Origin of the sequence: Exiguobacterium sp., assembly GCF_020832205.1 — a bacterium.
Classification (GTDB): domain Bacteria; phylum Bacillota; class Bacilli; order Exiguobacteriales; family Exiguobacteriaceae; genus Exiguobacterium.
Genome location: NZ_JAFIFD010000013.1, coordinates 113,341 through 130,733 on the forward strand (window position 1 = coordinate 113,341; position 17,393 = coordinate 130,733).

At 53.0% G+C, this 17,393-nt stretch carries 16 protein-coding genes; 7 read left to right on the forward strand and 9 right to left on the reverse strand.

The features are described from left to right. Position 1: 1 nt before the first annotated feature. Positions 2–580: a TetR/AcrR family transcriptional regulator gene (locus tag JJU47_RS02775; RefSeq protein WP_228616011.1), complete on the reverse strand. Its 579-nt coding sequence runs from the start codon at positions 578–580 to the stop codon at positions 2–4. A gap of 127 nt (positions 581–707) precedes the next feature. Between JJU47_RS02775 and JJU47_RS02780 the strand changes: the two genes are divergently transcribed. Then, a complete protein-coding gene (locus JJU47_RS02780; protein WP_228616012.1) occupies positions 708–1,478 on the forward strand; it encodes an alpha/beta hydrolase in 771 nt (256 codons plus the stop codon). A 33-nt stretch (positions 1,479–1,511) separates the two neighbouring features. On the opposite strand, the gene JJU47_RS02785 is transcribed toward JJU47_RS02780, so the two are convergent. Further along, entirely contained in the window at positions 1,512–1,817 is a 306-nt protein-coding gene (locus tag JJU47_RS02785; RefSeq protein WP_228616013.1) for a hypothetical protein, read from the reverse strand. A gap of 111 nt (positions 1,818–1,928) precedes the next feature. Further along, positions 1,929–3,167: an aminopeptidase gene (locus JJU47_RS02790; RefSeq protein WP_228616014.1), complete on the reverse strand. Its 1,239-nt coding sequence runs from the start codon at positions 3,165–3,167 to the stop codon at positions 1,929–1,931. A gap of 114 nt (positions 3,168–3,281) precedes the next feature. Between JJU47_RS02790 and JJU47_RS02795 the strand changes: the two genes are divergently transcribed. The 3 genes from JJU47_RS02795 (at position 3,282) to JJU47_RS02805 (ending at position 7,346) form a co-directional block, all read left to right on the forward strand. Then, positions 3,282–3,689, forward strand: coding sequence for a YkvA family protein (locus tag JJU47_RS02795; RefSeq protein WP_228616015.1), 408 nt, complete (start codon positions 3,282–3,284; stop codon positions 3,687–3,689). An 87-nt stretch (positions 3,690–3,776) separates the two neighbouring features. Next, positions 3,777–4,643: a YitT family protein gene (locus JJU47_RS02800; protein ID WP_228616016.1), complete on the forward strand. Its 867-nt coding sequence runs from the start codon at positions 3,777–3,779 to the stop codon at positions 4,641–4,643. A gap of 99 nt (positions 4,644–4,742) precedes the next feature. Continuing rightward, positions 4,743–7,346 (forward strand): putative bifunctional diguanylate cyclase/phosphodiesterase, encoded by a 2,604-nt coding sequence (locus JJU47_RS02805; RefSeq protein ID WP_228616017.1) that lies wholly within the window; start codon positions 4,743–4,745, stop codon positions 7,344–7,346. A gap of 35 nt (positions 7,347–7,381) precedes the next feature. Here the strand turns inward: JJU47_RS02805 and JJU47_RS02810 are convergent, their stop codons facing one another. Further along, entirely contained in the window at positions 7,382–9,457 is a 2,076-nt protein-coding gene (locus tag JJU47_RS02810; protein ID WP_228616018.1) for an alpha-amylase family protein, read from the reverse strand. A 171-nt stretch (positions 9,458–9,628) separates the two neighbouring features. Here JJU47_RS02810 and JJU47_RS02815 point away from each other — a divergent pair, with 171 nt between their 5' ends. Then, positions 9,629–10,249 carry a hypothetical protein gene (locus tag JJU47_RS02815; RefSeq protein ID WP_228616019.1) on the forward strand — a complete coding sequence of 207 codons (621 nt, stop codon included), beginning with the start codon at positions 9,629–9,631 and terminating at the stop codon, positions 10,247–10,249. Between the two features lie 13 nt (positions 10,250–10,262). Here the strand turns inward: JJU47_RS02815 and JJU47_RS02820 are convergent, their stop codons facing one another. Next, positions 10,263–12,320 carry a heavy metal translocating P-type ATPase gene (locus tag JJU47_RS02820; protein WP_228616020.1) on the reverse strand — a complete coding sequence of 686 codons (2,058 nt, stop codon included), beginning with the start codon at positions 12,318–12,320 and terminating at the stop codon, positions 10,263–10,265. Between the two features lie 102 nt (positions 12,321–12,422). After that, entirely contained in the window at positions 12,423–12,791 is a 369-nt protein-coding gene (locus JJU47_RS02825; protein WP_409629977.1) for an ArsR/SmtB family transcription factor, read from the reverse strand. A 149-nt stretch (positions 12,792–12,940) separates the two neighbouring features. Here JJU47_RS02825 and yhfH point away from each other — a divergent pair, with 149 nt between their 5' ends. Then, positions 12,941–13,099 (forward strand): protein YhfH, encoded by a 159-nt coding sequence (gene yhfH / locus JJU47_RS02830; protein ID WP_228616021.1) that lies wholly within the window; start codon positions 12,941–12,943, stop codon positions 13,097–13,099. Between the two features lie 35 nt (positions 13,100–13,134). Here yhfH and JJU47_RS02835 read toward each other — a convergent pair whose 3' ends face one another. From JJU47_RS02835 to JJU47_RS02845, 3 genes are all read right to left on the reverse strand, one after another. Further along, entirely contained in the window at positions 13,135–13,479 is a 345-nt protein-coding gene (locus JJU47_RS02835; RefSeq protein ID WP_228616022.1) for a fluoride efflux transporter FluC, read from the reverse strand. Beyond that, on the reverse strand, positions 13,479–13,883 hold the full coding sequence (gene crcB, locus JJU47_RS02840) for a fluoride efflux transporter CrcB (RefSeq protein WP_228616023.1): 405 nt from the start codon (positions 13,881–13,883) through the stop codon (positions 13,479–13,481). The genes JJU47_RS02835 and crcB overlap by 1 nt, the downstream gene beginning before the upstream one ends. Positions 13,884–13,972: 89 nt before the next feature. Then, entirely contained in the window at positions 13,973–15,175 is a 1,203-nt protein-coding gene (locus JJU47_RS02845) for an ornithine--oxo-acid transaminase (RefSeq protein WP_228616024.1), read from the reverse strand. Positions 15,176–15,334: 159 nt separating this feature from the next. Between JJU47_RS02845 and JJU47_RS02850 the strand changes: the two genes are divergently transcribed. Then, complete coding sequence (locus JJU47_RS02850; protein WP_228616025.1) at positions 15,335–17,389, forward strand: sensor domain-containing protein; 2,055 nt, start codon at positions 15,335–15,337, stop codon at positions 17,387–17,389. Positions 17,390–17,393: the final 4 nt, after the last annotated feature.

Here is a 17,393-nt window from a genome sequence, read left to right on the forward strand (position 1 = left end):
CTCATGTCCAACCGACTCCTTTCTTGAAAATTTTAAAGGCAGCGCGTTGCCGGGCGGCCCGGTTCGTCTCGAACGTGAAAAGCGAGACGAGTGCACCGTCCAAAAAGCAGTAATACGCGTCGTAAATGTCGTCTAGTGACTGTTCGGGCAAATCCCCATGCTCCATGGCGAGACGAAATTGCTCTTTCTCGAACGCTTGGAGAGCGATCTCGACTGTCCCGAGCGTCTCCTCGATGAACGGTCTTAACTCGGGCGGTGGCACGAGCAACATTCGTTTCGTCAGCATCCACGTCTCCTCTTCTTCAAAGAAGCGAATGAGCGCGTTCACGATTGCCTCAATCCGTTCGAGCGGCGGGGCGCCGGCCGACGCCTCTCGTGCTCCCATCCACACCCGCTCATATCGTCCGGCCATCTCTTGGACAACTTGTTTGAATAGCTGTTCTTTCCCTTCGATATGCGCATAAAGCGACGCTTTTTTTATGCCGACATCCTCGGCGAGCGCGGCAAGCGACAGTCCTTCATATCCTTCAAGGGCGAAGCGACGTTTTGCCGCTTGCTCGATTCGTTGTTTTGTATTCATCTTGTATCGGCCTCCTACCTATGCCACTCACTTTACCTAACGAACGGTAGGTAGTCAAGTATGAGGATTGAACTTTTCATGGAAGACCGCGACAATATAGGAAGTGTACGAGAAAGGAAGGTTGTCTATGATTGAACAGTTCAGTTTCACGATCCCGACCGATCGCCGCGGTCAAAAACGTATCGTTTCTATCTATCGTCCTGACTTTGTGCCGACGCACCAGCCGCTCCCCGTCCTTTATATGCATGACGGGCAAAACGTGTTCGACTCGACGACAAAGTCGAGCTGGGGCATCGACCGCCAGATTGAGGATCTGCACGTGCCGCTCATGGTCGTCGCCATCGCCAGCCCTCCGGATTGGCTCGACCGTTATGATGACTATTCTTTTTATGAGGATGACATGCTCTACCGGCGCATCGGACCTGAGCTCGCAAAGACGAGACCGACGCTTGGCGGCCGCGGCCGTCTCTACACGGACTGGCTCATGCACGAGTTGAAGCCATGGGTCGACAATCATTACGCGACTGACCCAGACGATGTCGGGGTGATGGGCAGTTCGATGGGCGGGGTCATCTCCTTGTACATGATGGCGACCTATCCATCGATCCGGCGTGTCGGATCGCTATCGACGGCTGCTTGGTCCAACCTCGATCCGCTCGTCCGTGAACTGACACGAGCCGAGTTGTCAGCTCGCCTGTATATGGATATCGGGACGAACGAGACGAGCGGTCCGATCACACCGGAAGACTATCTGTATACGAACGCCAAACTTGTCGAGGCGTTGGCCCGGACCGGCGTCTCATTCCGTTACGAAGTCGAACCGGATGCCACCCACCACGAGTCGGCGTGGCGGCGGCGGTTGCCGAACGCGCTCGCTTTCTTATACGAATTGTCCTGAAACGTGAACGAGACACAGCAGCGCTGTGTCTCGTTATCCGCCTCCGTAATGTTCAGCGATATAGAACGGACCGACTTTCCGAACGAAGTAGCTTTCAAGTCGCCCTTGCGTCTCGCGTTCGATCGGCGGCTCCGTCAGCGTGTAGATCGTTCCGTCGTTCGAGTCCACGTACCCACGGCTTTCCTCGTTGCGCGGGTCGTCATCTGTGACCGGCGAAGTGAATGCCGCGACAGGATGTCCCGTTAAACAGACGTACGTTCGCAGTGCCCCGTGCGGCGTGGCTTGTAGCGCCATCAAGACAATACAAGTCAATCCGGCTGCGATCCATCCTTTCTTCATTAACACCCCTCCTGCTCAAAATTCTGTTTACCCTATTCTGTTATACAGTCCACTTTTCCTGCATACGAAAACAAGACGGATCCCTTTAACGGAATCCGTCTTGTTCGATTGTTAAATGACCCAGTTTCCGGCACGCATGATCGCTTCGCGTGAGCCGTCTTCAAGTTCGCCATCGATATCCATCTCGGCTGAACCGATCATGAAGTCGACGTGCGTCATTGAGTCATTCGCCCCGTTCTCGGCGAGCTCTTCGGCCGACATCGACGGACCGCCTTCGAGGCAGGTCGAGTAGGCACGACCGAGCGCCAAGTGGCATGAGGCATTCTCATCAAAGAGCGTGTTGTAGAAGAGAAGACCCGAGTTCGAGATCGGCGAGTCGTCCGGAACGAGCGCGACTTCCCCGATCCGGCGTGCCCCTTCGTCCAGGTTCAACAGTTCATCGAGCGCGGCTTGTCCTTGTTTCGCCTCCGCCTTCACGACTTTTCCGCCTTCGAACCAAAGCGTGAACCCATCAATCAAGTTTCCGCTATAACTGAGCGGTTTCGTGCTCGACACATGTCCTTCGACCGCATCTTTATCGGCGAGTGTGAACACTTCCTCAGTCGGCATGTTGGCGATGAAGTCAACACCGTCCGTGTTCGGACCTCCGCCCCCTAGGAAGACGTGCTTTTTCGGAAGACCGATCGTCAGCTCTGTGCCTGGCGCTTTGTAGTGGAGCTTCGTATATTTTTTCTCCGTCAACAGCTGCGCCCGTGACCGTAGCGCCTGATCATGTTCATCCCATGCGGCGACGACATCGTCTTGATCCATCCGTGTTGCGGCAAAAATGGCCCGCCATAACGCCGGAACAGCATCTTCACGGTCCGGGAACACTTTTTTCGCCCACGCGTCAGACGCACCGGCAATGATCGACCAGCTGACGTTGTCGCTCATGACGTACTTGCGCCACTTCGCGAGCGCCACCCCGGCTGCCCGGTTCGAATCAGCGATCCGTGAAGACTCGACACCGTTCAACGCGTCCGGGTCGTCGCTGACGATCGATAAGAACGCCGTCTTTTCTTCGGCAAGCTGCTCGAAACGCGCCTTCAACCATTCTGGAAACTCTTTAAACGAGTCATGCGGTGCATCGAAATAACGGATTTTCGTCGACTCCTCGTCACTCCAGTTGACGAAGACTTGTTTCGCGCCGGCCGCATAAGCCGCTTTCACGACTTGACGGACGAGCGGGGCTTGGCTGATGTCCGCACGGACTTCGAGCTGTTGTCCCGGTTGGATGTTGACACCTTTTTTGACGGCAAGTTCCGCATAGCGGGCAAACTCTGCCTCAGTCGGTAACGTTTGAGTAGACATATGTACAGTTCCTCCTTTGTTCGTTCTTTATCATTTTCTTAAATTTTCGGAAAAGTTGCAACCAAATCGCAAAAACGGGCATATTAGTAGATGTATAGAGAAGGAGGAATTCATATGTCAGATTGGAAAACGACGTACACCCATTTTTTAGATACGGCAAAAGGAGAGTATGCCGGCAACGAACAACGCGGTGACCTGCTCGTCCAAGGCGAACTCGCCTTGGCTAAAGTGACGGTCGACGTCGCTTCAAAAGAAATCAGCAACATCGAGCGCGAGGAAGAACTTACGCTCTACTTCCAAATGAAACAGTTGCTCAACATGTTGCGCGCCATCTATAACGACCAGTTCGAGATGCAACCAGAAAAAGAAGACGCCCTCGTCGCGGCTGTCCTCTACTTCGTCTCGCCGTTTGACGCCATTCCTGATGATGCGCCGCTCGGATTGTTCGATGACGCCCAAGTGATTGACTACGTACACGAACAACTCGCCAGCGATATCGACCGCTTTCATCACACAATGTGAACAATCGCCCTTGAAATTCGCCCCCGGTCGGAGTACGCTTGCTTGAGAACTATGTCAAAGGGGGCGTATGGCGCCTAGCCAATCTATATGTACGCAAAATCACGAAAACGAATCGCCGTCGAAACGGTTCTGTTCATCATCGCCGGAACGATTCTTCAATCGATTTTCGTCAGTTTACTCTTGAAGCCGAACGAAATCGGCTCTGGAGGAATCGTCGGGATCACACTTATTATCAATGAACTGTTCGGGACGCCGATCGGTTTCACCCAGTTGGTGTTAAACATCCCGCTCTTCATCGTCGGGATCAAATTTTTAGGGAAACGGTTCATCTTGATGACCGGACTCGTCGTCGTCTTGTCTTCCATCTTGATCGATACGTTACCGGTTCTCGTACCACCTACGCCGCTCGACGACCCGCTCGTCGCTTCCGTGTTCAGCGGCATCGTGTCCGGCCTCGGCCTCGCGCTTCTATTGTTCGCGGGCGCCTCGACAGGCGGACTCGACATTCTCGGGAAAGTCATCTATACGACGAACCGAAATTTATCGCTCCCTAAAATTTTCTTGACCCAAGACATCATCGTCTACATTCTCGTGTTCATCACGTTCGACATCAAAGCGGTCATGTACGCACTCGTGCTCAGCTTCGTTCGTTCGCGCACGTTGTTGACGATTCACCGCTTTTTCTCGGCTCAAAAGCAGTGTTTTATCATCTGTAAAAAAGCCGACGAGATCAACTTGGTCATCAAGCAGAACTTGAAGCGCGGCGTCACGATCATGGACGCGACAGGCGGCTATTCGAACGACTCGAAAAAGATGTTGTACGTCGTCGTCCAAAACAACGAGATTCCAAAACTTCGTCAAATCGTCTCCGATATCGATTCGGAAGCGTTCGTCACCGTGTCAGAAATCGATTCGGTCGTCGGGAATTTCAAAGAACATTCTTACACACTTTAATCGACAGCGAATTGCTGTCGATTTTTTGTGTAATAAACGCTTCAACATTCCGATAATACGAATGAGCCTATTAGACATATACAGAAGGAGGTGCATGAGTTGTCTAGCCACTCCTTGCGCCAATCGGTCCCCGCCCTGCTCGTCGGGACATTTTCTCTCGGACTATTATTGATTCTTTTCAGCCCTTATGCGCTACGTGAGACGAGCCTCTTCATTTATTTCATGACGATCACGCTCGTCGCGACCGCATTTAGCGGTTACGCCGTTTACCGCCATCAGGGCATGCGACGCTACATTCACTTGTTGATCAGCGCCGGCAACCTTTGTTTCATCGCTTATTTTGTCGTACATCGCTCTGATGCGACCGTATCCGGTGACATGATGCTGTTCATTCAAAACTTTTTCTATTTGATCATGGCGCTCATCGTCATCACCCAGTCCATCGAGATCCGTACGCTGAAACTGCGGACGTTCGACGTGTTCGCCGTGCTCAGCTTCCTGCTCATCGGCGCGTTGCACATCTTCTTCTATTCTGCCCGCGGCGAACAATACGTCGACAGCTTGAACGGTTTTGAAGAACAAATGGTGCTCGTCAGCTTGTACATGGTGCTCGGTTTCCTCTATTTGAACCGAATCGTCACTTCGGGCCAAACGTTCCGGGTGATGCTTTTGATCGGCATACTCGGTTTCACGACCGCCTCGATCGTGAATCAGTTGAACGGGTTCGCTGGCATCGGCCACGACCTCGTCCATTTGCTTCAAGTGAGTAGCGTCTTCCTCATCTCCGTCAGCTTCTTGTTCGATGAAGTGATGGACGATGCCCTCGCCCACGACTCCGTGTTCGATTACGTCATCTACAGTTCGGTCGTCATGTTGTTCATGCTCTCATCAGACCGTCTGCTCGGCACGTCCGTCTTCGACTCGATGATTGCGAACGCCGTTTTGCTATTACTCATCCGTCAGTTCGTCGTCGCCAAACAAAACGCTTTGATCAGTCACCGCCTACATACTGTCAATACGGATCTCGAAGTCGCGGTGACGACGAAAGCGCACGAGCTGGAGATTCGGGAACAACAATACCGGTCCCTGTTCGCTTACCACGCGGAACCGATATTCCTGTTCGACTTGCACGGAGAAGTTCTATCCGTCAATGAAGCAGGCAGTTCGGTCCTCGGACACGATGCCGAGACGTTGATCGGTTCTAACATTTTGGACATCATCGAACAGAAAGATCGCGTTGCCTACGCGACCGTGCTCCACGACTTAACGACCGGCCGTCCCGAGACAATCGAAGTCGATGTCATAACAGACGACGGGACGAAACGTGTCTGGCAGTTGATGAACATCCCGATGATTATCGACGGGGAAGTCGAAGGGATTTACGCTATCGTCAAAGACGTCACACAAATGATCGTCCAACAAGAACAAATCTTATACCAAGCGAACCATGATAGCTTGACGGGTCTACATAACCGCTATGCGCTCCAAGAACAGATTGAACGACTCATCGAAGACGGCCGACCGTTCACGCTCATGTTTTCCGACCTCGATGGATTCAAGGAAATCAACGACCAGTTCGGCCATCATATGGGCGATCAACTGTTGCAACATATCGGCAAGCGTCTGCGCAGCGCGTTGTTGCCTAACGAGTACGCCGGTCGCCTCGGCGGGGACGAGTTTATCGTCGTCGCTGAGCACGGCGATGACGAAATTCTCATTGAACGGCTCCGCCGTCTCGTCTATCGTCCCCCATACTTTATGGCCGGGACACTCGTCGAAATCCACGCCTCCATCGGCATCGTCCGTTATCCCGAGCACGGGTCGACACTCAAACATTTGCTCTCAAACGCCGACCTCGCCATGTACAAGGCGAAAGACAAAGGACGGGATGAGACGGTGCTCTTCTCCCCGGAGCTACGCGAAGACAAGGAAGAACGGAAACTGTTGATGGAAGGGCTTGACACCGCTCTCGAAAAAGGCGAGATTTCGTTATATCTTCAACCACAAGTCGACGCCTCGACGAAAGCGATCATCGGTGCTGAAGCGCTCATGCGCTGGCAACGAGACGGCAAGTTCGTCCCGCCGAGCGAGTTCATCCCGATCGCCGAGGAGACCGGACACATCCAAGACCTTGGTCGCTGGATGATTCACGAGACGTTCCAACTCATGTACGCGTTTGAACAAGGGGAGATCGACCTGCCGAAACTATCGGTCAACTTATCGGTCCGCCAGTTGTTCGATGAGCACTTGATCGAGTACTTGACGACGTTGTTCGACCGGTTCCCGATTGAACCGAGCCGATTGAACTTCGAGTTGACCGAAACGGTCGCGGCCCATCATTCCGAGCGCGTCTTAAACCGCATTCTCGAATTGAAAGCACTCGGTATCAAGCTGTCCATCGATGACTTCGGGACCGGTTATAGCTCGCTCGCCTACCTCGTCCGGTACCCGATTGACGAGTTGAAGATTCCGCGTGAATTTACGATGCAACTTGAAGAGAACCGAGAGTATCAGACCGTCACCGCGACAATCGTCGCGATGGCCCGTCAACTCGGGATGGCGCTCGTCGCCGAAGGAGTCGAAACCGAGTATCAAGAGACGTTTTTGCGTCGCATCGGGTGTGACTCGATGCAAGGCTATCGTTATGCCAAACCGATGCCGCTTGACGAGTTCGTGATCTTTTACATGAAACAACGACAATAGAAAACGCCTCGGACCGAGAACCGGTCCGAGGCGTTTTAACAATACTTCATCTCATACACTTTCACTTCACCTGGTTTCAAATCGATCCACAGGTCCCAGTTTTCATCGAAACGATGCTCCGCATACGGCCACGAGTTCGGTGAGTACACCATCTCGGCGAAACGGCTCGCGTTCCAGTTGCGGCGACGAACGCCGTCAAGCGGGACCGTCCCTTGTAACGAATGATGCATATCCGTATTCGCGACGATGATGAGCGTCTCGTTCGTGTCCGCCCGTAGCCAGGCGAGACCGATGAACGGAGCGTCCATGTACGGCATCGTCAGCGGCTCGAAATGGCTCGGATTGACGAGCACGTCGAGCCACCGGCGCCGGATCCCGGCCACTTGGTGCATAAGTTCGATCATTTCATTGCGTTCCGGATGGTCCCAATGGAACTGATAGGCGTCAAAGAACGCAAGTTTTCCGAAGTAAGGGTCCGTCGGGAACAATTGATACGCTTCTTCAGGCCGGCAATCAAGTCCGGTGTTCATCGGCTGCGTCTCGTAAAGTTCAAGCCCCGAGTTCGTCATCGGCACCCCGTTCGGCATGAAACCGTTCAAGACAGTGAGCAGACGACTCGCTCGGCGTCCCCCGTCACGCGTCGCGAGACGACGTGTATCCGCTGTCTCACCGGCAGCAAATACCGGGAGCGGCAAGAAGCGAGAATCATAGATGAATTGGTGGGTCTCGTGTGTGTCGAAGCGCGGTTCTTTATAAAATCCGTAACCGATCACCATGTTGTAACCCGCATCGCGTGCCGCCCATGCCCCTGCTTCAATCAACTCTTCAGCGATGAAGCTGAAGTTAGAGTCGAGCTCACGCGGCTCTGTCAAAATGCGTTGTGCCAAGTCGACCGGCAAGGCGTGGCCCATGTCGATCCGAGCGCCATCGATCCCGTATTCCCGTTGATAATGCGGGATGATGTCGGCAAGCATCGCCCAGAGCGGTTCGTTGATCTGTTCGCCGCGGAACTGGTTCGACTTGATCGAATCGAACAAGATGTACGGCGCCAAGTTCGCCTCGTTCACGTACGGCGCGGCCGCTGTCGGATGATCGAGGAACAAGCGGAAATAGGTGACGTCCGACCATGGAGGTTGCGGGTCGTTGATGCAATCCGAGAACGCCGGGGCCGTCGTCAATCCGAATTCGCGCTCAATGACGGCAAGTAAGTTCTCTTCCGGGTGCTCGGTCACATACTGCTTCACATCTTCCCATTTCTTCGCATCGACACGGTTCGGTGCCATCGAGAAGCGACGCAAGTGGTGCCACACATCCTCTGACCCGTAAATCATCGGCAAGAAGGCGTACTCCGGTTTCACATTCTCTCCGATACCTGGGACGTGCGGCGGATGGTAATGATCGAGTTCCGTCACCGGGATCCAATAAAACCACTCGGGGTTCTCGAGGATCAACCGGTTGTCCCGGGAACACGTCCGTGGGATGACGTCAATGACGACCCTGATCCCGACCATGTGACACGCTTCGACGAAAGCGGCGAACTCTTCTTCGACCGTCAACCCGTCTCCCGTGAGCGTCTCTTTTAACTCTTCATCGATGGCAAAGAAATCTTGGACGGCGTATGGGGAGCCGAACTCTCCTTTTTTGTTCTTGTGGCTATGTTGCGAGATCGGTAACAAGAATAACGTATCGATGCCCATGTACAACAAGTGCGGTAACAAAGCGAGCGTCTTCACGAACGTGCCCGTGTCTTTCATCCCTTGTGAGTTTTCCATCTCGACATAGCCGGAGCCATCATGGTCCCAAGACGTCGAAGTCCGGACTTGCATCGAGTAGACCGAGGCGCGTTTAATCCAATCGCCGCCTGTCTGCAAATGGCCGTCAGCCTTTGCGACAGACTGATGATAGTCCCGTCCGTCCACTTTGTGCGGGAGGATGCCTTTCTCAATCGTCTCAATTAAAAAGTCGTACGGATTGACCCGTTCAACACCGTCACGGACCGGTTCGGACGAAAACCGCATCCGATTCCATAAGGTGGGGATTTCGTAATGTAAATCGGTCCGCTTTGTTTTTAAGACCTGATGTAACTTTTTTAACGACGAGTTCTCTGGCATAGTTATTCTCCTTATGATTGAAATCGTACCTCTTCCCAATTGTAAACGATAACAAGGCACGGCTTATTGTCTTTTTATACATTTACCCGTTTTTTTCCTTTTCCAAAAAAATATTTTGTGCCGAACGAGACAAAATATTGTACGATGGTCATCAGAAGGGAGGGAACGATCATGTCTCAGCGTAAATGGCTCGCACTCTTCGGCGCATTGGCCGTCTTGCTCGTGCTCGTCATCACCAGTTTCATCATCCAGTTACGGAACACGAACGAACGGATTGAAGTGATTCACGGTGAACGGCTCGATTCGTATCAAGCGATCGAAGAGATCATGTACTATAACATCGAGCGGGCCAACGCCATCCGTGGTCTTCTCGCCTACGATGACCGACGCTTCTTAGAAGCCTATTACAGCATGTCCCAACGAGCGAAAGAGTTGAAAGCGTCCATCGCCAGCGACCCGAGCACACCAAGCTCGCTTCTCGACTTGTTATATCGGGATGGGATTTGGGAGCAAGAAGCCGATCGCGTCCTCGTCATTTACGAAGCTGGTAATATCGACGAAGCGACCGCCGTGGCCGAAACGATGACCGATCAACGTCAGACCATTCTCGAAGATTTGCGCTCACTGAAAAAGATGCAATACAATGACATCCGGAAGCAATTGACAGCGACACAACGAGAAATCGACCTCGCGATCCAGGCACTGTTATCGCTAGCAATTTTACTCACCGCCACGTTCATCATCCTCGTGTTTTTACTATTCAAAATACGAAAAAAGACCGATCATGACTGACCGGTCCTTCCCCTCAAGCTTGCTTGAGGCTTTTTTTCGTACCATGGATCAAGCGGGTCGCGTTCGCGATGGCGAGCAAGGCGACGCCAACGTCCGCAAAAACGGCCTCCCACATCGAAGCGATACCGAGGACCCCGAGAACGAGGAACAATGCCTTCATCCCAAACGCGAACGCGATATTTTGCCAGACGATGCGCTTCGTCCGTTTTCCAAGGTCGATGGCGGCGACGATGTCGCTCGGCGCATCGTTCATCAAGACGACGTCTGCAGCTGTGACTGCCGCGTCACTGCCGATGCCTCCCATGACGAGTCCGACGTCGGCTCGCGCTAGCGCGGCCGCATCATTCAACCCGTCGCCGACGAAAGCGACTTTTCCATGCCGAACCAACCGTTCGACCGCCTCGACTTTTTGATGCGGCAAAAGCTCGCTTTTCACGTCATCGATGGCGAGCTCTCGCCCGACCTTGTCGGCGACAGCCGCCCGGTCCCCCGTCAACATGACGGTTCGATATCCACGGCGCTTCAACGAAGCGACCGCCTCGACAGCGTCCTGCTTCACTGTATCCATTAACTCGATCCGTCCGAGCCAACGGTCGTTCCTCATTACGTGAACGTTCGTCCCGACTCTTGCCTCGGTCACTGCATGTCCCAGTTTTTCCATATAGCGGGCACTCCCGACGTAGATTCGGTCCGTCCCGTCAAGCGCCATGAGACCATACCCCGGCTCTTCTCGCACATCGGCGAATGCTGTCGTCTCTCCTGCTCGCGCCACAATCGCTGCGGCAAGCGGGTGCGTCGAAGCGATTTCAACTCGTGCCGCAAGTTTTAATAACGCTTCTTCTGACATTTGTCCGTCTGTCTCGACTGCGGTCACGTCAAAACGTCCGGTCGTAAGCGTCCCGGTCTTATCGAACACAATCGTGTCGACCTCGGCGAGCGTGTCTAAATACTCGCCGCCTTTCACCAAAATCCCCCGTCTTGAGCCCGCCCCGATGCCGCCGAAATAACCGAGCGGAATCGAGATAACGAGGGCACAAGGACAGCTGATCACAAGGAAAATCAAGGCCCGGTATACCCATTCCTCTAAATTCCCGACGAAAAGAGGCGGTACGAACGCGACGACGGCAGCCAATCCGACAACGATCGGTGTATACACTTTGGCGAGACGCGTGATCATCTGCTCCGTCTTCGCCTTGTTCGCACTCGCCTGTTCCACGAGCGCAATCATTTTTTGCAGGCTCGACTCTTTCGCGGAACGTTCCACCTCGATTTCAAGGCGCCCGTCTAAGTTCAACATTCCAGCGAGCACGATATCCCCGGGACCTGTTTGGCGGGGAAGTGATTCACCTGTAAGGGACGCCGTGTCGAGTGAACTTGCTCCCGTCACGATTCTTCCATCCATCGGCACGTGCTCCCCGGCCCGGACGATGATGACCGTACCGATCTCGACGTCTTCTGGATGACGCTCGATTTCTTTCCCTTCGATAAAGACCCGTGCCTTCGTCGGCTTCATGTTCAACAACGACTGGATCGAACGGCGTGAAGCTCTCACGGCCCGACCTTGGACATATTCACCGAGTTGATAAAATAACATGACCGCTACTGCTTCCGGATATTCCGCGATTGCGAACGCCCCAAGCGTCGCCACGGTCATAAGAAACTTTTCATCAAACCACTCGCGGTTCCAGATGTTACGGACCGCCGTGTAAACCACGTCGTATCCGGCAATCACGTAGGCGAGCACGTACAGGAGGAGCGAGTCGGTAAACAAGCCGAAACCGAGCAAGGCGAGCGCGACCCCAAAACGCCAAAGCAATCGGTCTGCTTTCGTGTCCGCTTCGTCTTTGCGGACGAAGTGGGCACCCGGTTCAATCCGCTCCATCGTCGCCTCGATGGAACGAAGCATTTCTTCACGATCGGACGGACCGACCCACTCAATCACCATTTGACTCGTGGCAAAGTCGATCCGGCAAGATGCGACACCGTCCTGCTCTGTGACGCGCCGCTCAATCTTCGCCGCACAGTTCGTGCAAGTGATCCCTTCGACCGGCAAGACATCTCGTTTTTCCATCGTACCCCTCCTCATTCAAACATCCATTTGAATATATGATAACGCGTCCGCGCTCATCCCGCAATACAAAAAAAGCGCCTCCCGCTACGCAGCGGCAGACACTCATGATTCGATCGGTCGTTGTTCGGCACTGTGGGCCATCGCAATCTCGACGAGGAGACGGACATGGTCGTCATCGAGCGAATAGTAGACGACTTTCCCCTCTTTCCGATATTTGACGAGCCCTTGTTCAAGCAACGTCCGGAGATGATGGGACGCCGTCGCATTCGAGTGACCGATGACGGCCGCCACATCACAAACGCATAATTCTGCTTCAAGCGTCAATACGTACAGCACTTTTAAACGTGTCGGATCGGCAAACGCTTTGAATAAACGACTGACTCGAGCCGCATCCAACTTAACGAGGGCCGCTTGCAAAACCGCTACGTCCTCACTTTGAATCGCTATCGTTTCACATTGGGGTGCCTTCACCTGTCTCACCTCATTTCTCATTACATACATTTTATCAAACCTCCCTTTAAAAATCTGTTATATATTATTATTGACTTGTTAACCACTGTTATAATACAATCAATACAACCTTAATAACGAATCCACATTTTTGAAGGAGGAGTCTCATCATGAACGAATGGGCAAGCCGACTTGAATCGTCGGTCGAATTTTATCGGAAATTACCGGATAAGACGTGTCAAGAATGCGGAAAACATATGGATGAACAATGCGAATCGTACGAGACGACGTGCTCATCGTGCGCGGAAAAGCTTCAAATCGCCGAATAAAACAACCCCCGCGGAAAATATCCGCGGGGGTTGTTTCATCCAATGTGGTATCCAATATAGGCAGCGATCAAACCAAATACATATGTCACCAATAAGTACAGGCCGAAGCGGAGCCAATCTTTCGTCACAAACCGCATCACTTCGAGTTTGAACGTCGAGAACGTCGTGAACGATCCAAGGAATCCGACGCCGATGCCGAGTAACAGTTGGTGGTCCACATGGGCTGCATATAAATATCCGAGCCAAAATGACCCGGTGACGTTGACGAACAATGTCGCCCAAGGGAAGACCGACGTCGTCCACACCTTCACGAGCTGACCGACCCCAAAACGCGCCATCGCCCCAAAAAAGGCACCGATCATCACGGTAACGATCATCATCACGCTTCCCCCTTTCGCTTCGCAAAACGAAGGAATCGTTTCGTGCCGAGCTTATACCCTAACCACGAGCTGAACAGACCGAGCACGATACTCAGCGTCACATACGTGAGCGCCCCTGCCAGGTTCCCTGCCTCGATCATCACGATCGTCTCCACACTGAACGTCGAGAACGTCGTGAACGACCCGATAAACCCGGTACCGAGCGCCGTGACGACCATCGGCGAGAGCCGTCCGGTCCGGAACAAGTAATGCGTGAGCCAACCGAGCAGAAAACTCCCAATCACATTGACCGCAAGCGTCTCGAACGGGAACGTCCCCCCATAAAAGTTATGGACCCCGACCCCGATTTCGTAACGGAGAAGCGCTCCGAACGCGCCGGCTAGCCCGACATAAATATAGAGCATGCCTGTTTCCTCCCTAACGAAAACACCTGCCGGGCAATACATGCGGCAGGTGTCGGATTGCTTCTTAGATTATAACAAATCGGTTCCCGTTATGAAATAGGGGTTGGCGCGAACACAGCCGCAATCGCCTCGAACGCCGAATCGAGTTCCTCTTTCGTGATGACGAGCGGCGGTGCGAGACGGATGACCGTTTCGTGCGTCTCCTTACAGAGCAAGCCTCGCTCCTTGAGCGCCTCACAGTAAGGACGAGCGGCTTCCGTCAACTCGATCCCGATGAACAGCCCGCGACCGCGCACTTCTTGGATGAGCGGGTTATCGATTGATTTGAGCCGGTCCATGAAGTACGTCCCGAGCTCGAGGGAGCGCTCTGGGAGTTTCTCTTCTTCAAGCACTTCGAGCGCCGCGATCGAGACGGCCGCCGCGAGCGGGTTACCGCCGAACGTCGACCCGTGCGATCCCGGATTGAACACACTGAGCACATCTTCGTTGGCGGCTACGCAAGAGACCGGGAAGACGCCGCCTCCGAGCGCTTTTCCGAGGATATACATGTCCGGTTCGACATTTTCCCATTCGATGGCGAACCATTTCCCCGAACGTCCGAGCCCTGATTGAATCTCATCCGCGACGAACAAGACGTTATGCTCGCGGCATAACTCGCTCGCCCGTTTTAAATAACCTGTTGGCGGAATGATGATCCCCGCCTCCCCTTGAATCGGTTCGACGATGAACGCCGCCGTGTTTTCCGTGATGGCCGCTTCGAACGCGTCGATATCACCGTACGGCACGACTTTAAATCCTGGCAAGAGCGGTCCAAAGCCACGTTGATATTCTGCTTCCGTCGACATGGATACAGCCGCCATCGTCCGTCCGTGGAAGTTGCCCGAGCAGACGATGATCTCGGCTTGTCCTGGAATGTTCTTCACTTCATACGCCCAACGACGCGACGCCTTCACCGCCGTCTCGACCGCTTCTGCGCCCGTGTTCATCGGCAACACCATCTGTTTGTTTGTAAGCGTTGCCACTTTTTTGTAGAAACGGCCGAGCTGATCATTGTAAAACGCGCGTGACGTCAACGTAATCTTGTCCGCTTGGTCTTTTAACGCTTGAATGATTTTCGGATGACAATGCCCCTGGTTGACAGCCGAATATGCACTCAACATATCCATGTAGCGATTCCCTTCAGGGTCAGTGACCCAGATCCCTTTCGCCTCCGAGATCACGATTGGAAGTGGATGATAGTTGTGCGCCCCGAACTTCTCTGTCAATTCAATCACATCTTGTGTCTTTGACATTTGATTTCCCCCTTATTCTAAAAAGTCGATCTTACTCTTTCAGTATATGACGACCGTCTTTCTTTTGACAACGGCGAACTTGACCATTCCTCGGGTTGGGAAAATAAGGTACACTGAACGTAGACTATGACTTATTCGACGTAGATTGGAGGAATTCGTGTGGCATCATTGCGTGACTTGCCGATTGACGCGTTCATCGACGCCTTATCAATCCCATGCTGTTATATCGACCTCGACGGCGACGTCCTCTTATGGAACGAACATGCGACAGCGCTGTTCGGATGGGAGCGTGACGAGGTGCTCCATCGCGGGCTCCCCGTCGTCCAACATTTAGAAAGCGCGCTCGAGACGTGGTCACCGTTGCTCCTTCAATACCCGTTCTCGACGACGGCGATGACGCCATTCCAACATAAAGACGGTTCGCTCGTGTACGCGACCGCCTATTTACAATCGTTCGCCATCCACGATTTTAGCGGCTATTTTCTCGCTTTCTTACCGAAAGGATTTGGTCCGCTCATCAGCACGGAACAGTTCAATCTGCTGCATCATTTTCAATCGATGATCGAGCAGTCGACGTACTATTTGTCAGCGGACGCTGAAGGCGTCATTCACGAAATCAACCCGATGCTATGTGAACTGATTGGTGCGCCGAACCACAGCTTCATCGGTCAAAACTGGTTCGAACTGATTCATCCGATGTATGAAAATAATCCGATCGCCGAGAAGGTGCGAGGTTCTCTTTTATCCGACCGTATTTGGAACGGTGAGATGCCGATCTCTTCAAAACGGCATGCGACGAACGTCTGTTGGCTCAACTTGACGGTCGTTCCGATTTTGAGCGAGGATGGCGACGTCCTTCAATATACGGCGTTCGGCTTTGACGTCTCTGACAAAAAACGGCTCGAACGTGAAGTCGAATACTTGGCGTACTACAACGATTTGACCGGTTTGTTGAATAAAAAAGGTTGGTTACGCGAATACAAAGCCATCCTTCAGTCGACCGACAAAACAGAAGGTCTCGTCCATATCGCCCTCTTCGATATCGACCGGTTCAAGATCATCAACGAGTCGTTCGGCTCACGCGTCGGCAACGAACTGTTGCTCCAAATCAAGGAACGGGCGGCCCGTTACTTGCCTGAATCAAGCGTCATGTTCCATCCTTCCGGCGGCTTGTTCGGCGTCCTCTTCTTAGAACAGTCAAAAGAAGAAGTGTTCCAGTTGCTGCGTCAATTGCAATACGAGTTGCAGCGGCCGTTCCGGATTTACCACCATTCGATCATGTTGTCGATTTCAATCGGCTGCGTCTTCTATCCGTCCGCGACGAACTCGTTAGAAGAACTATATACACGGGCGGAAAGTGCCTTGTTCAAAGGAAAACGGATCGGGGTCGGGACGATCCAATTCGTCACGAAAGACATGGACGACGCCTTTTCGCGGCAAATCCATATCGAGAAGGCACTTTACAAAGCGCTCGAAGAGAAGCACTTTTATCTCGAATACCAACCGAAATATGAGTTGAAGACGGATCGGCTTATCGGGTTCGAGGCGTTGCTGCGATGGCATCACGACGAGCTCGGTCAAATCCCGCCTTCCGAGTTCATCCCGCTCGCCGAAGAAATGGCGCTCATCGTCCCGATCAACAACTGGGTCATCCTCGAGGCAGCCAAACAATTGAAAGCCTGGCAGCTGCTCGTCGATCAACCGCTGTCGATGGCGGTCAACATCTCGCCGAACCAGTTCCGGAGCGAGAGCTTCATCAACACGTTGCGAAACATTAAACAACAGCTCAATCTGAACCCGAGCGACGTGATTCTCGAAATCACGGAAAGTCTTGTCATGCAACAGACAGAAGAAATTATCGCCCGGATGAATCAAATCAAGCGTCTCGATTATCGGTTGTCGATCGATGACTTCGGGACAGGATTCTCGTCACTTCAATACTTGAAATCGTTCCCTGTCGACGAGTTGAAGATTGATAAAGTCTTTTTGGATGACTGGCTCACATCGAAGTCACACTTGCTCGATGTCATCGTTCATCTCGGGAAGAGTTTGAACCTCCACGTCGTTGCCGAAGGCGTCGAGGACAAGGAGATGCTTGACCACTTAAAAACGACAGACTGCGACTCGTTCCAAGGCTTTTTATACGCCAAACCGATGCCGCCGCACCGAATCGTCCACATGCTCACGACTCAAGTGGACAACAAAAAACACTGACCCC

Bases quoted from the DNA above. Each gene is read 5' to 3' on its own strand.
- JJU47_RS02775 (WP_228616011.1), bottom strand. From the start codon at position 580: ATGAATACAAAACAACGAATCGAGCAAGCGGCAAAACGTCGCTTCGCC.
- JJU47_RS02780 (WP_228616012.1), top strand. From the start codon at position 708: ATGATTGAACAGTTCAGTTTCACGATCCCGACCGATCGCCGCGGTCAA.
- JJU47_RS02785 (WP_228616013.1), bottom strand. From the start codon at position 1,817: ATGAAGAAAGGATGGATCGCAGCCGGATTGACTTGTATTGTCTTGATG.
- JJU47_RS02790 (WP_228616014.1), bottom strand. From the start codon at position 3,167: ATGTCTACTCAAACGTTACCGACTGAGGCAGAGTTTGCCCGCTATGCG.
- JJU47_RS02795 (WP_228616015.1), top strand. From the start codon at position 3,282: ATGTCAGATTGGAAAACGACGTACACCCATTTTTTAGATACGGCAAAA.
- JJU47_RS02800 (WP_228616016.1), top strand. From the start codon at position 3,777: ATGTACGCAAAATCACGAAAACGAATCGCCGTCGAAACGGTTCTGTTC.
- JJU47_RS02810 (WP_228616018.1), bottom strand. From the start codon at position 9,457: ATGCCAGAGAACTCGTCGTTAAAAAAGTTACATCAGGTCTTAAAAACA.
- JJU47_RS02815 (WP_228616019.1), top strand. From the start codon at position 9,629: ATGTCTCAGCGTAAATGGCTCGCACTCTTCGGCGCATTGGCCGTCTTG.
- JJU47_RS02820 (WP_228616020.1), bottom strand. From the start codon at position 12,320: ATGGAAAAACGAGATGTCTTGCCGGTCGAAGGGATCACTTGCACGAAC.
- yhfH (WP_228616021.1), top strand. From the start codon at position 12,941: ATGAACGAATGGGCAAGCCGACTTGAATCGTCGGTCGAATTTTATCGG.
- JJU47_RS02835 (WP_228616022.1), bottom strand. From the start codon at position 13,479: ATGATGATCGTTACCGTGATGATCGGTGCCTTTTTTGGGGCGATGGCG.
- crcB (WP_228616023.1), bottom strand. From the start codon at position 13,883: ATGCTCTATATTTATGTCGGGCTAGCCGGCGCGTTCGGAGCGCTTCTC.
- JJU47_RS02845 (WP_228616024.1), bottom strand. From the start codon at position 15,175: ATGTCAAAGACACAAGATGTGATTGAATTGACAGAGAAGTTCGGGGCG.